This is a genomic window from Streptomyces sp. NPDC047981, assembly GCF_040653315.1.
Classification (GTDB): Bacteria; Actinomycetota; Actinomycetes; order Streptomycetales; family Streptomycetaceae; genus Streptomyces.
On the sequence record NZ_JBEZNQ010000022.1, the window covers coordinates 29,291 to 42,877 of the forward strand.

A 13,587-nucleotide genomic window follows, 5' to 3' on the forward strand; every position below is an offset into this window, starting at 1 on the left:
CGTTTCTCAGGCCGCGCGGCGCAGGCGCGTCGTACGGGAGAGGAACTCCGCCTCCCGCAAGGTGCGCGTGGCGTTGCCGTGGGCGAGGGCGACCAGGTCCGGGGCGGGCCAGTCGCGGCGGAGCAGCTCCGCGAAGAGCGGGGCGTAGCCGCCGGCCGGGTCCGTGGTGTGGGAGAGCCCCACGGCGTGCGGGCCCGCCAGGGCGCGGACCCGGTCGAGGGTGTCCGCGGTCGCGGACAGGTCCTCGGTCACCGGGACCATGCAGACGCCGCCGTTCTCGCCGAGCAGGCCGAGGACGTCGTCCGGCAGGCCCGCCGGCTCCGCGCGGGTCAGCAGGGCCGGGGCTCTGGTGACCGCGAGGGTGCGGCGGACCGACTCGGGGTCGGCCCCGGAGAGGTCCACGACGAGGCCCAGGCGGTTCATCTCCCGTACGGCCTCGCGGGCGAAGCCGTCGAAGCGGGTGAGGTTGACCGCCCGTACCCCGAGCGCGTGGTACGCCCGCAGCGCGGCGACCGAGCCGGCCAGGGCCGACCAGCTCACCGGGCCGAGGAGCACCGCGACCCGGCCGCAGTTGACGGCGTGGGCCGTCTCGGCGGTGGTGTGCGCGAGGCGCAGGTCCTCGGGGCAGGCGGCGACGAGCGCGCGGATCGAGTCGATGCGGCGCAGGGTGCCGATGACGCCCGCCGCGTCCTCACCGGGTCCGACGCGCAGGGACCAGAGCTGCGCCCCGGCCTCCGCCGCCCGCACCGGCGGAAGGTCCTCGGGGTCGGGATCCCGGGGTGGGTCGATGTGCCCCTCGACGACGGGCTGCGCGGCGAGCAGTGCCTGCGCACGGGTCAACTCGTCCAGGGGCAGCGGTTGTTCGGGGGTGTCGAGGTCGCCGGCCGCGGGGCCGGTGTGCTCGACGGAGAAGGGGAGATGGTCTTCGAGATCTGCCATGGTGGTGACAACTCCGAACTTACTGGGCAGTACCGTCCACCGTGACACGAAGCCCCTCGCGAGGAGCGGTGGAGTAGGCCGTTCGGGGGACGGCGACGCCGGCCGCGCACCCTCGGGGACAGCAGCGGCCCGCCGCCGGTTCGGTTCGGCGACGGGCCGCTCGGAGCGGTGACGGGTCGTCAGGAGGCGGGCGCGTCCAGGGAGTCGAGCGTCGCGTTCGACGGGCCCCGGCGGGCGCTCAGGTCGCGGGAGACGGCCTCCGCGTCCCGCAGCGCGCGCACGGCGTTGGACCAGGTCAGCTTGGTCAGGTCGGCGTGCGACCAGCCCCGGTGGAGCAGCTCGGCGATCAGGTTCGGGTACCCCGCGACGTCGTCGAGGCCGGCCGGGGTGAACGCCGTACCGTCGTAGTCGCCGCCGATGCCGATGTGGTCGACGCCGGCCACCTCGCGCATGTGGTCGAGGTGGTCCGCCACCGTCGCCGGTGTGGCGATCGGGCGCGGGTTCTCGGCCTCGAAGGCGCGGTGCAGCTTCATCGCCTCGGCGGTCGTGTCGAGGTGGTGGAAGCCGTGCGCCCGCAGGTTCTCGTCGGCCCGGGCGGTCCACTCCACCGCGGCGGGCAGGATGAACTTGGGCACGAACGTGGCCATCGCGACCCCGCCGTTCGCGGGGAGCCGGCCCAGCACGTCGTCCGGCACGTTCCTCGGGTGGTCGCAGACCGCGAGGGACGAGGAGTGCGAGAAGATCACCGGCGCGACCGAGGTGGCGAGCGCGTCCCGCATGGTCGTCGCCGCCACGTGCGAGAGGTCGACGAGCATGCCGACCCGGTTCATCTCCCGGACGACCTCGTGGCCGAACGGGGAGAGCCCGCCGACGCCCGGTGCGTCGGTCGCCGAGTCGGCCCACGCGGTGTTGTCGTTGTGCGTGAGCGTCATGTAGCGCACGCCCAGGGTGTGCAGCGCGCGCAGCGTGGCGAGGGAGTTGTTGATGGAGTGGCCGCCCTCGGCGCCCTTGAGCGAGGCGATCCGGCCCTGGCGGCGCGCGGCCTCCATGTCGTCCGCCGTCAGGGCGGGGGCCAGCTCGGCCGCGTACCGCACGAGGAGCTGGTCGACGACGTCGATCTGCTCCAGCGTGGCGCTCACCGCGTCGTCCCCGGTCAGCTCGGTGGAGACGTACACCGACCAGAACTGGGCGCCGACGCCGCCCGCCCGCAGCCGGGCGAGGTCGGTGTGGAGCGCGCCGGTCTGGTCGGCGGCGATGTCGAGCCGGTCCAGGTCGTAGCCGGCGTTCTTGCGCAGCGCCCAGGGCAGGTCGTTGTGGCCGTCGACGACGGGGGCGGAGGCGAGGAGCCCGCGCGCCTCGGCGAGCCGCTCGGCCGCGCTCGGGCTCACCCCGGCGCTCACTTCGCGAAGCCGAACGACTCCGAGCCCTCGACCTTGGCGCGCAGCCGCTTGCCCTTGTCGGTCGCCTGGTCGTTCAGCTCCTGCTGGAACTCCCGCATCCGGCCGAGGAGTTCGGCGTCGTGGGCGGCGAGGATCCGGGCCGCGAGCAGGCCCGCGTTGCGCGCGCCGCCGACCGAGACCGTGGCCACCGGCACCCCGGCGGGCATCTGCACGATGGAGAGCAGCGAGTCCATGCCGTCGAGGTACTTCAGCGGGACCGGCACGCCGATGACCGGCAGCGGGGTCACCGAGGCGAGCATGCCCGGCAGATGCGCGGCGCCGCCGGCGCCCGCGATGATCGCCTTCAGACCGCGGTCGGCGGCCTGCTCGCCGTACGCGATCATCTCGCGCGGCATGCGGTGGGCGGAGACGACGTCGACCTCGTACGCGATCTCGAACTCGTCCAGGGCCTGGGCGGCGGCCTCCATGACGGGCCAGTCGGAGTCCGAGCCCATGACGATGCCGATGACCGGCGCGGTGGCGGTGCTCATGCTGCTCACTCGGTGATCGTTCCTCGCAGGTAGCCGGCGGCGTGACGGGCGCGCTCCAGCACGTCGTCGAGGTCGTCGCCGTAGGTGTTGACGTGTCCGACCTTGCGGCCGGGCTTCACGTCCTTGCCGTACATGTGGATCTTGAGCTGCGGGTCCCGGGCCATGCAGTGCAGGTACGCGTAGTACATGTCCGGGTAGTCGCCGCCGAGCACGTTGCACATGACCGTCCACGGGGCGCGGGGGCGGGGGTCGCCCAGCGGGAGGTCGAGGACGGCGCGGACGTGGTTGGCGAACTGCGAGGTGATCGCGCCGTCCTGGGTCCAGTGGCCGGAGTTGTGCGGGCGCATGGCCAGCTCGTTGACGAGGATCCGGCCGTCGCGCGTCTCGAACAGCTCCACGGCCAGGTGGCCGACGACGTCCAGCTCCTTGGCGATGCGAAGGGCCAGCTCCTGGGCCTGGCCCGCCAGCTCGGCCGACAGGTTCGGCGCGGGTGCGATCACGGTGTCGCAGACCCCGTCGACCTGCTGGGACTCGACGACCGGGTAGGCGACGGCCTGGCCGTGCGGGGAGCGGACGATGTTCGCGGCGAGCTCGCGCGTGAAGTCGACCTTCTCCTCGGCGAGGACCCGGACACCCGCCCGGAACGGGTCGTGGGCGTCCTCCTCGCTCCGGACGAACCAGACGCCCTTGCCGTCGTAACCGCCGCTCACGGTCTTGAGGATGATCGGGAAGCCGCCCACCTCCGCCGCGAAGGCCGCCGCGTCCGCCGGATCGGCGACGATGCGGTGGCGGGGGCTGGGCGCGCCGATCTCGTCGAGCTTGGCGCGCATCACCCCCTTGTCCTGGGCGTGCACCAGCGCGGCGAGCCCGGGACGGACGACGACGCCGTCCTCCTCAAGGGCGCGCAGATGACCGGCGGGGACGTGTTCGTGATCGAAGGTGATCACGTCACAGCCGCGCGCGAAGTCACGGAGCGTAGTCAGGTCGCGATAGTCGCCGATGACGACCTCGCTCACCACCTGCGCCGCCGAATCCTGCGGGGTGTCACTGAGCAGCTTGAACTTGATGCCGAGGGGGATGCCCGCCTCGTGGGTCATTCGGGCGAGCTGACCGCCACCGACCATGCCGACTACCGGGAACGTCACCCTCTTAGGGTATCCGCACCATGCGGGAAGCCTCGTCCGCCTGTGGTTTACGACAGCCGAGCCGGATTTTCCGATGTTTGCAATGTCCTCGGGCGGGTCACAGGTGGGCTGGTTAGCATGGCTGGGTTGACGAATCCGAACAGACGGGGCTGGACCATCACCATGAGTGAACAAAGCGCACTGCGTGTGCGGCTTGACCGGCTCACGCGTGAGTTCGCCAAGTTCGGCGCGGTCGGCGGCCTCGGCCTGTTGGTGGACCTCGGGGTCTTCAACCTGGTCCGCCACCTGACGGACCTGCAGGTGGTCCGGGCGAGTGTCATCGCCACGGTCGTCGCGATCGGCTTCAACTACCTGGGCTTCCGGTACTTCACCTACCGGGACCGCGACAAGAGCCAGCGGACGAAGGAGCTGACGCTCTTCCTGGTGTTCAGCGCGGCCGGGCTCGTCATCCAGAACGGGATCCTGTACGCGGCGACGTACGGCTTCGGCTGGGACACCCCGCTGCAGAGCAACGTCTTCAAGTTCCTCGGGATCGGCGTCGCGACCCTGTTCCGCTTCTGGTCGTACCGCACGTGGGTGTTCCGTACGCTGCCGGCCCGGGAGGCCGTGCAGACCGCCGAATCGTTCCTGGAGCAGACCCCGAAGCAGGGCGGCCGGAAGCAGCCGGACCGAGTGCGCTAGACGCGTTTCCACGGCGCTCAGGCGGCGCTCAGGCGGCGCTCAGCGGACCGGGCGCTCCCGTTCCTCGTCCTTGCGGCTCCTGACCTCGCGGCTCAGGAAGAGCGCGAAGACCGGCGGGTGCTGCTGGAGCAGCTCCAGGCGTCCGCCGTCCGCCTCCGCGAGGTCCCGGGCGACCGCGAGGCCGATGCCCGTGGAGCTGCGTCCGCTGACCGCCCGCTCGAAGATCCGCGCACCCAGGTCGGCGGGGACGCCGGGGCCCTCGTCGGTGACCTCGATCACGGACTGGTTGCCGGTGACCCGGGTGCGCAGGGCGACGGTGCCGCCGCCGTGCATGAGGGAGTTCTCGATCAGCGCGGCGAGCACCTGGGCCACGGCCCCGGGCGTCCCGACCGCGCGCATGCCCTGCTTGCCGGAATGGACGATGGCGCGGCCCCCGCTGCGGTAGGCCGGGCGCCACTCCTCGATCTGCTGCTTGATGACCTCGTCGAGGTCGAAGGCGAGCGCGGAGCCCGTGCGGGGGTCGCGGGAGTTCGTGAGCAGCCGCTCCACCACGTCGGTGAGCCGCTCGACCTGGGTGAGCGCGATCGTCGCCTCCTCCTTGACCGTGTCGAGGTCGTCGGCGACGGAGACCTCCTCCAGGCGCATGGAGAGCGCCGTGAGGGGCGTACGGAGCTGGTGCGAGGCGTCGGCGGCGAGCCGGCGCTCGGCGGTGAGCATCCGGCCGATCCTCTCGGCGGAGGCGTCCAGGACGTCGGCGACCCGGTCGAGCTCCGGCACGCCGTACCGCTTGTGGCGGGGGCGCGGGTCGCCGGAGCCGAGGCGTTCGGCGGTCTCGGCGAGGTCGGTCAGCGGGGAGGTCAGCTTGTTCGCCTGCCGTACGGCGAGCAGGACGGCGGCCACGACGGCGAGCAGGGCCACGGCCCCGATGATCAGCAGGGTGCGGCCGACCTCGCTGGTGATCGTGGAGCGGGATTCCTCGACGGTCACGGTCTCGCCGCGCTCGCCCTCGGCCTTGCCGCGGATGACGCTGCCCTCGGGGCGCTCGCCGATCTCGATGGGGGCGCGGCCGGGGATCTCGATGAGGGCGTACCGCTTGGCGCCGCTCTGCTCGGCGAGGATGTCGGGGTTGACGGGCTCCCCGCCGATGAGCCGGCTGTCGACGATGGAGACCAGCCGGACGGCCTCGGAGTCCACGCTCTCCTGGGCGCTGGAGGAGATCGTGCGCGTCTCGACGATGACGAGCGAGACGCCGAAGACGGCGATGACGACAAGGACCACGGCGAGCGTGGAGTTGATCAGACGGCGGCGCAACTGTCCCTCCGGGGGAGGCCGGCGCGGCGGTTTCCCGCCGCGTCAGCTCTTCTCGAAGCGGAAGCCGACGCCGCGGACCGTCGCGATGTACCGCGGGTTCGCCGCGTCGTCGCCCAGCTTCTTCCGCAGCCACGAGATGTGCATGTCGAGCGTCTTCGTCGAGGACCACCAGGTGGTGTCCCAGACCTCCCGCATCAGCTGGTCGCGGGTGACGACCCGGCCCGCGTCGCGGACCAGGACCCGCAGGAGGTCGAACTCCTTCGCCGTGAGCTGGAGCTCCTCGTCGCCCATCCAGGCGCGGTGCGACTCGACGTCGATCCGCACGCCGTGCGTCGCGGGGGCGACGGCCGGCTCGGTGGCGCCGCGCCGGAGCAGGGCCCGGACCCGGGCCAGGAGTTCGGCGAGCCGGAAGGGCTTCGTCACGTAGTCGTCGGCGCCCGCGTCGAGCCCGACCACCGTGTCGACCTCGTCGGCGCGGGCGGTCAGGACCAGGATCGGGACCGTGTGCCCCTCGGAGCGCAGCCGCCTCGCGACCTCCAGGCCGTCCATGCCCGGCAGTCCGAGGTCGAGCACCACGAGGTCGACGCCGCCCTGGAGTCCGGCGTCGAGGGCGGTCGGTCCGTCCTCGCGCACCTCGACCTCGTATCCCTCTCTGCGCAGCGCGCGGGCCAGTGGCTCCGAGATGGATGCGTCGTCCTCGGCGAGCAGTACACGGGTCATGGGGTGATGGTAGTCCGCGCCGCTCATGCCCCGGGGCATGATCCACAGGCTTGCCCCGTACCCTGGGGATCAGGGTGGCCATCCTGCTCATGACCTTGGAATGACTCCCGTTGGTTCCTATGTCACCTGTGATCCATCTCTCAAGTCCTTCCAATTCAGTCACTGTCGTGTCGTAAGGTGGCGAGACGTCTGTAGCGGTAAACGGGGACCTTTGGAGTGCTAATCGCGCCAAAGGTCTCTTCTCTGCGCAAGGTCGGCATCGCCAATCTTGAGGACAGTGAATGACCTGTGGGCCGGGTTCCGGGACGCGATGACGCGGACCGGGGCGTGGATCCCGGCGGAGTGCGACCGCTCACCGCCGGTGCCGGCCTCCCCCACCGGGCGCACCACGCTCACAAAGCGCGCGTCCCGACAGAGCAAGGATCGACATGGCGTCCAGCCTGACGACGGCTTCGACCGGAACCCCTGGTTCCGGGAAGACGTTCCTCGGCCACCCCCGCGGCCTGGCCACCCTCTTCTTCACCGAGATGTGGGAGCGCTTCTCCTACTACGGCATGAGGGCCCTCCTCGTCCTGTACCTGGTCTCCGGAGGCGCGGACGCCGCGACCGGCAGCCAGGGCGGCGGCCTCGCGATGACGGCGGCCACGGCGACGGCGATCTACTCCGTCTACGTCTCGATGGTCTACCTGATGGCCATGCCGGGCGGCTGGTTCGGCGACCGCGTCTGGGGCGCCCGCAAGACCGTCACGATCGCCGGTTTCGTGATCATGGCCGGTCACGCCTCGCTGGCCATCCCCGGCCAGGCGATGTTCTTCGTCGGCCTGGCGCTCGTCGCCGTCGGCTCCGGTCTGCTGAAGGCCAACATCTCCACGATGGTCGGCCACCTCTACAACGGCCCGGACGACCCGCGCCGGGACGGTGGCTTCACGCTCTTCTACATCGGCATCAACCTCGGTGCGTTCGTCGCCCCGTTCGCCGTCGGCACCCTCGGCGAGAAGGTCAACTGGCACCTGGGCTTCGCCCTCGCCGCGGTCGGCATGGGCCTGGGCCTCGCCTGCTTCCTGGCCGTCACCAAGAGCCTGAGCCCGAAGAGCAGCGTCGTCCCGAACCCGCTCTCCGCCGAGGAGCGCAAGAGCATCCTGGTCAAGGTCTGCGTGGCCGTCGCCGCGATCGCCGTCTTCTACGGCGCCGTCGTCGCGATGGGCATGTACACCCTGAACTGGGCCCTCGTGCCGATCACCCTCGCGGGTCTGATCATCCCGGTCGCCGTCCTGGTCCGCATCAAGCGGGACAAGGACCTCGACAAGACCGAGCAGTCGAAGATGAACGGCTACATCTGGTTCTTCGTCGCCGCCGCCGTCTTCTGGATGATCTACGACCAGGGTGGCTCGACGCTGGCGCTCTTCGCGGACAGCAAGACCTCGGACTCGCTGCTCGGCTTCAGCTTCCCGGCCACCTGGTTCCAGTCGCTGAACCCGCTCTTCGTGATGGCGCTCGCCCCGGTCTTCGCGTGGCTGTGGCTCTGGCTGGCCCGCAAGAACCAGGAGCCGAACACCATCGTGAAGTTCGCGATGGGTCTGGTCCTGGTCGGCGCGTCGTTCTTCGTCTTCGTCGTCCCGATGGGCATGGCCGGCGACGGCACCAAGGTCTCCCCGATGTGGCTCGTCTCGATCTACATGATCCAGACCATCGGTGAGCTCTGCCTCTCCCCGGTCGGCCTGTCGGTCACCACGAAGATGGCGCCGCAGAAGTACGCCTCCCAGATGATGGGTGTCTGGTTCCTCGCCGTCACCGCCGGTGACTGCACCACGGGTCTGCTCTCGCTCGCGGGCGTGGACCTCAACGGGACAGGGATCATCGGTATGCAGGCGGCGCTCGCCGTCCTCGCGGGCTTCGCGGTCTTCATGTACCGCAAGAAGGTCCAGGGGATGATGGGCAGCGTCCACTGACGCACCCCCTCCGTACAGGTCCGAGGGCCGCCGCACCGGTTTCGGTGCGGCGGCCCTCGGTCTTTTCCGTGTGCGGGACGTCAGCGCCGCAGCCGCGCCCACGGGGTGAACGTGAACACCGCGCCGCCGAGCAGGATCACCGTGCCGGCGACCAGGGCGAGCGCGCGCAGGGCGCCGTCGTCCTCGGCACCGGTCTCGGCGAGCCCGCCGCCCGAACCGGCGGAACCCGAACCGGAACCGGAGCCGCCGCCGGCCGCCGCGTCACCGCCGCCCGCCGCGCCGCCCTCGACCTTGGAGGTGTCGAGTTCGAGGGAGGCCTGGACCGAGCCCTTGACCTGGCACGGGATCACGATCGGCGAGCCGCCGAGCGAGACGTTGATGGTCAGCGTGCCGGGGCTGAGCGTCGACTTGCCGTTCGCGCCCGGCTTGTACGTGCCCTTCATGTCCGGCAGGTCGACCGGCTTGCCCTGCTCCAGCGGAGCCGCGTTGGCCGGGCCCTCGACCTTGACCGTGCCGCTGTCCGCGCCGCCGAGCTTGACCGCCATCGACGGCTTGAGCGCGCCCGCGGGCAGCGGGGCCGGGCTGTCCATGACGCCCTTGGCGGTCTTGACCGTCAGCTCGTAGTTCCCGCCGCTCTTCTTGGCGTTGATGGTGACCTTGGAGGTGATGTTCGCCGGTCCCGGCGACTGGCAGGAGAACTGGACGGCGACCTCCTTGCCCGCGAAGTCGGTCTGCCCGCCCCCGCCACCGGACGTACCCCCCGAGGTGGTGCCGCCGGAGGCAGTGGTGCCTCCGGAGGTGGTGCCGCCGGAGGCAGTGGTGCCGCCGGAGCTGGTCGTGCCGCCCGACGTCGTCGTACCGCCGGAGGTCGTCGTACCGCCGCCCTCCGTCACCTTGATCGTCGCGCCGACCGGCACCGCCTCCTTCGGCGAGCACTTCGTGTCCGTCGACAGCGGCTTCGAGACGTTGATGTTGTACTTGTCCGGCGTCAGCGTGATCTCGCCGGCCTTGTCCAGCTTCAGCTTGCCCTTCATGTCCGGCAGCTTCATCGGGCTGTTCTTGGGGATCGGCGGGTTCGAGCGCGGCCCCTCCATGGCGAGCGTGCCGCTCCCCGCGCCGCCGATCTTGATCGTGCCGGTCGGCTTGACCGTGTCCTTCTCCAGGTCGAGGACGTCGGGGTTCTTGGACGCGGCCTCGACCGTCTTCCAGACGACCTCGACCTCGTCGCCGACCTTCGCCTCCGCCGGTGCGGTGATCTCCACCTTCGTGGTGCCCTGCACCGGTGGAAGACCGGAGATGGACGGCGGAATGCACTCGGTCTTGTACGAGACCTCGGCCGCCTGCGCGGGGCTGGCGGCCAGCAGGATCCCCGCGCCGCCGAGCATCAGCGCGACTCCCGCCGCGCTCATCCTCCGTTGCGTGCTCACTGATGTCCCTTCGTCGTCGGGCTGATCTCTGACGGTGCGGACGGTGCGGAGTCCGGGGTGAACCACGGCAGGACCGTGGTGGCTGTGGTTTCGTCCCGCTCGGGCGCGGGCCGGGGTTCGGGGGTACGTACGAGGGCACGGCGCCGGCGGCGGCCGCCCGAGCGGGAACCGGCGGCACGGGACCCGGCCGAGCGGGAACCGGCCGAGCGGGACCCGGCGGCGCCCGGGCGCACCCGGTCCACGACCGCCATCCCGATCCGGAAGAGGGCCGCCGGGACGACCACGGCGAGCAGCAGCCAGAAGAGCGTCACGCCCCAGGGCCGGCCGACCCCCCACGGCTGGTCGACCAGGACCTTCCCGGCGTACTTCACCGAGACCTCGTAGTCGCCGTGCGCGCCCGCCGACAGCTCGACGGGCAGCTTGATCTGGGCCTTCTTGCCGGGCTGGACGGTGCCGCGCCACTGCCGTTCCTCGTACTGCGGCGAGAAGACGCCGTGGCTGGTGCCGACCTGGAAGACCGGGTCCTTCACGGGGGTCTGGCCGAGGTTGCCGACGGTGAAGACGACCTCGCGGCGGGCGGGCGCCCCGAACCAGACGAGGACACCGCTGGAGCCTTCGAGGCGTACGGAGGCGAGGACGGCGAGCCGTCCGGTGCCGGTGGCCTCGGGCAGCGGGGCGGTCGGATGACCGGCGACCGTGAACGCCACGTCCACGACGTCCTGTTGGCCGGTGACCCCGGCCACGTGCACCACGCACGGGCAGGGCTTGGGCGGCTCGGCGACCGGCATCTTCTGGCTGAAGGAGCCCTTGGCGTCGACGGTGGCCGCCCGGCCCTGGGTGTTGGCGCAGGAGTTGGTGCCGCCGACGACGCCCTTGCCCGGCTCGCCCTGGCCGCAGATCAGCAGCATGAGCAGCGCGCCCGGCTTCCAGCCGGCGCCGCTCACGGTGATCTCGCCGCCCTTGCCGCCCTCGGTCTGCGACAGCGCGACGGTCGGCCCGGACTCGCGGGCCTGGGGTTGGGCTTGGGGTCGGGCCTGGGCCTGAGCCTGCGCTTGGGCTTGGGCCTCGGCCTGGGCCACGGTCGGCAGCAGGGCGAGGAGCAGGGCGGCGAGGACCGCCCCGGCGAGCGCGCCCGCGCGCCGTCCCGTACCGCTCGTTCTCATCGGTCCGCTCCTGCCGTCACGTCGACCAACTGGGCTTGCTCCACCGGGAATCCCTCGTCCTGCGCGGCCGGCTCCGGGGCCGGGACCCGGCGTCTTCGCAGGACGAGGGCGGCCGCGCCCGCCACGGCGAGCAGGGCGCCCGTGCCGGTGACGGCCGCGCCCGTCGACACGAAGACCCGCTCGGCGCGGGCCTCGGCCGGCGTCGCGCCGGGGGCGGTCGCACGGAGGTGGACGGTGACCGAGTCGAGCGCGGGCGGGTCGGGCCAGGCTTCGGCGCGGGTGGCGCGCTCGCCGGGGCGGAGGGTGAGCGGCAGGGCACGGGCCGGGCGGTCGAGGACCGTGCCGAGGACGCCGTCGGCGCGCACGGCCAGGCTCGGCGCGAGGACCGTGCTGCCCCGGTTGACCACGGTGTAGCGCAGGGTCCCTGAGGCGTCGAGCGTGACGTCCTCGACGGTGAGCGCGGCCAGGCTCGGCCCGCTGACCCGCAGGTGCACCGGCACCCGCACCTCGCGCCCGTCGGCCGACACGGTCACCGTGCCCCGATGGTCGCCGGGCGCGGTGCCGGAGGTCACGGTGACCGCGAACGGCACGTCGGCCCTGGTCCGCGCCGGTACGGTCACCGTCCGCGCGGCGAAGGCGAGCGGGGTTCCCTGCCCGCTGAGCCGCACGGTGAGCGGTCGCGTGCCCGGGTTGCTGACCGAGAGGGTGTCCTGAAGGACGCTGCCCGCCGCGCCTTCGAGGTAGACGTACGGCCGCTGCTGGGTCGCCCCGGCCGCGCCCGCCGTCCACCCGGAGGCCGGTGTGGGCGCGGGCGCCGCCGCCACCGCTCCGAGCAGCGCGGTGACGGCGGTCGCGGTCCCGGCCCACGCCGTCCGCATCAGCGAGCCGTGCGCCGGGTGAGCCAGAGCACTCCGGCCGCGCCGGTGAGGAGCACCGTGCCACCGAGCGTGCCGAGCGCCGTCGCGGAGTCGAGCGGTCCGGTCTTGGGCAGTTCGCCGCCGCTAGGGGACTCGCCCCCGCCGGAGTCGGACGCCCCTCCGCCGGAGTCGGCGGAGCCGCCGGCGGCCGTGACGTCCAGTTCGAGCGCGGGCGCCGGGTTGTTCTTGGGTGTGCAGACGGCCGCGTCCATACCGAGCGCGTGGACGGTGAGCAGGCCGGCCGTGAACGTGACCTTGCCGCTCTTCTTCGGCGTGTACGTGCCCGTCAACTGCCCGATCTTGATGGGGGTGTTGGGCGGGATCGCCTCGGTGTTCGGCGTCCCCTTGACCTTGAGCGTGCCCGAGTCGGCGCCGCCGAGCTTCAGCTCGGCGCGCGGGGTCATGACGCCCTTGGGCAGTTCGATCGGACTGTCGGAGACGCCCTTCTCGAAGGACATGGTGATCGTGTAGCCGGAGCCGTTCTTCTCGGCCTTGATGTCGACGGGCGAGACGGCGCTCTTCGGGCCGATCTTCGTCTCGCAGGCGTAGTTCACGTCGACGACGGTGGCGTGCGCGGCGGGGGCCGAGGCCAGCACAGCCGAGCCGGCCGCCGCCGCTGCCGCTGCCAGCGCGAACGCTGTTCTCCTTCGGTACGGCACGATCCAAGCACCCCTCACCGCGAAGTTACTGACGGCACATCAGATTGCGCGTCAAGGTACGCCTGGGGCCTTGCGGAGGGAAGACAAAAGGAGGACCGAAAGTGGGCCCGGTCACACCGACCGCGATCACGCGGGTACGAGGAGCCGAGGACATGAGGAGCCGAGGACCTGAGGACCTGAGGAGCCGAGGATCAGGCGGGGGCGGCCAGTTCCGCCCAGACGGTCTTGCCGGGGGTGCCCGCCGCGCGCGCGATGCCCCAGTCGAGGCAGAGCCGCTGGACGATGAACATGCCGTGCCCGCCGGGCCGCGCGGCGCGGTGCGGGGTGCGCGGTGCGGGCTGTCCCGCGCCCAGGTCGGTGACCTCGAGGCGCAGCACCTTGGCCCGGCGCAGCACGCGCAGCGTCTCGGGGCCTTCGGCGTGCAGGCAGGCGTTGGTCACCAGCTCGGAGACGACGAGCAGGACGTCCTCTGCGGCCGCCCTCGCGTCGGCGGTCGCGGCCGGCAGCCAGCCCCAGTCGTAGAGCACGGTCCGGGTGAAGTCGCGGGCGAGCGGAACGGTCCCGCTGGTGGCGCCGAGCGCGAGCGTGCGTACATCGAGAACGGCGTCCTCCACGACGGGACCCACCGACTCCTCGACCTCCCTGCCACCGGCAGCAGTGTCCATCAGCGTTTCACCTCACCGAATCCACCAGAAAGATTCACCAGACAACGGACGAAACCGGGGCTCTCCTGCCCGGTCATCTCC

The 13,587-nt window shown here is 71.8% G+C and carries 13 protein-coding genes; 2 read left to right on the forward strand and 11 right to left on the reverse strand.

Annotated elements, in window-relative coordinates; translation table 11 throughout:
• Positions 1–6: 6 nt before the first annotated feature.
• The 4 genes from AB0E14_RS15600 to AB0E14_RS15615 form a co-directional block, all read right to left on the reverse strand.
• The gene (locus AB0E14_RS15600) at positions 7–939 is read right to left on the reverse strand and encodes a membrane dipeptidase (RefSeq protein ID WP_362416927.1); all 933 of its coding nucleotides are present in this window, start codon (positions 937–939) and stop codon (positions 7–9) included.
• 179 nt (positions 940–1,118) lie between these two features.
• Positions 1,119–2,339, reverse strand: a complete 1,221-nt coding sequence (locus tag AB0E14_RS15605) for a dipeptidase (RefSeq protein WP_362416930.1) — start codon at positions 2,337–2,339, stop codon at positions 1,119–1,121.
• Entirely contained in the window at positions 2,336–2,869 is a 534-nt protein-coding gene (gene purE / locus AB0E14_RS15610) for a 5-(carboxyamino)imidazole ribonucleotide mutase (RefSeq protein WP_362417161.1), read from the reverse strand. Before purE ends, AB0E14_RS15605 begins: the two co-directional genes overlap by 4 nt.
• Positions 2,870–2,874: 5 nt before the next feature.
• Positions 2,875–4,014, reverse strand: coding sequence for a 5-(carboxyamino)imidazole ribonucleotide synthase (locus AB0E14_RS15615; protein ID WP_362416933.1), 1,140 nt, complete (start codon positions 4,012–4,014; stop codon positions 2,875–2,877).
• 162 nt (positions 4,015–4,176) lie between these two features.
• On the opposite strand from AB0E14_RS15615, the gene AB0E14_RS15620 reads away from it, so the two are divergent.
• A complete protein-coding gene (locus AB0E14_RS15620) occupies positions 4,177–4,695 on the forward strand; it encodes a GtrA family protein (protein ID WP_362416935.1) in 519 nt (172 codons plus the stop codon).
• 39 nt (positions 4,696–4,734) lie between these two features.
• Here AB0E14_RS15620 and AB0E14_RS15625 read toward each other — a convergent pair whose 3' ends face one another.
• A complete protein-coding gene (locus tag AB0E14_RS15625; RefSeq protein ID WP_362416938.1) occupies positions 4,735–6,006 on the reverse strand; it encodes an ATP-binding protein in 1,272 nt (423 codons plus the stop codon).
• A gap of 42 nt (positions 6,007–6,048) precedes the next feature.
• The gene (locus tag AB0E14_RS15630) at positions 6,049–6,726 is read right to left on the reverse strand and encodes a response regulator transcription factor (RefSeq protein ID WP_189602000.1); all 678 of its coding nucleotides are present in this window, start codon (positions 6,724–6,726) and stop codon (positions 6,049–6,051) included.
• Positions 6,727–7,154: 428 nt separating this feature from the next.
• Between AB0E14_RS15630 and AB0E14_RS15635 the strand changes: the two genes are divergently transcribed.
• On the forward strand, positions 7,155–8,675 hold the full coding sequence (locus tag AB0E14_RS15635; RefSeq protein ID WP_362416941.1) for an oligopeptide:H+ symporter: 1,521 nt from the start codon (positions 7,155–7,157) through the stop codon (positions 8,673–8,675).
• Positions 8,676–8,755: 80 nt separating this feature from the next.
• Here the strand turns inward: AB0E14_RS15635 and AB0E14_RS15640 are convergent, their stop codons facing one another.
• The 5 genes from AB0E14_RS15640 to AB0E14_RS15660 form a co-directional block, all read right to left on the reverse strand.
• On the reverse strand, positions 8,756–10,084 hold the full coding sequence (locus tag AB0E14_RS15640; protein ID WP_362416944.1) for a hypothetical protein: 1,329 nt from the start codon (positions 10,082–10,084) through the stop codon (positions 8,756–8,758).
• 14 nt (positions 10,085–10,098) lie between these two features.
• The gene (locus AB0E14_RS15645) at positions 10,099–11,265 is read right to left on the reverse strand and encodes a hypothetical protein (RefSeq protein ID WP_362416947.1); all 1,167 of its coding nucleotides are present in this window, start codon (positions 11,263–11,265) and stop codon (positions 10,099–10,101) included.
• The gene (locus AB0E14_RS15650; RefSeq protein WP_362416950.1) at positions 11,262–12,143 is read right to left on the reverse strand and encodes a hypothetical protein; all 882 of its coding nucleotides are present in this window, start codon (positions 12,141–12,143) and stop codon (positions 11,262–11,264) included. Before AB0E14_RS15650 ends, AB0E14_RS15645 begins: the two co-directional genes overlap by 4 nt.
• Positions 12,143–12,841 (reverse strand): peptidase, encoded by a 699-nt coding sequence (locus tag AB0E14_RS15655; protein ID WP_362416953.1) that lies wholly within the window; start codon positions 12,839–12,841, stop codon positions 12,143–12,145. The genes AB0E14_RS15650 and AB0E14_RS15655 overlap by 1 nt, the downstream gene beginning before the upstream one ends.
• 191 nt (positions 12,842–13,032) lie before the next feature.
• Complete coding sequence (locus AB0E14_RS15660; protein ID WP_362416956.1) at positions 13,033–13,506, reverse strand: ATP-binding protein; 474 nt, start codon at positions 13,504–13,506, stop codon at positions 13,033–13,035.
• Positions 13,507–13,587 lie beyond the last annotated feature (81 nt).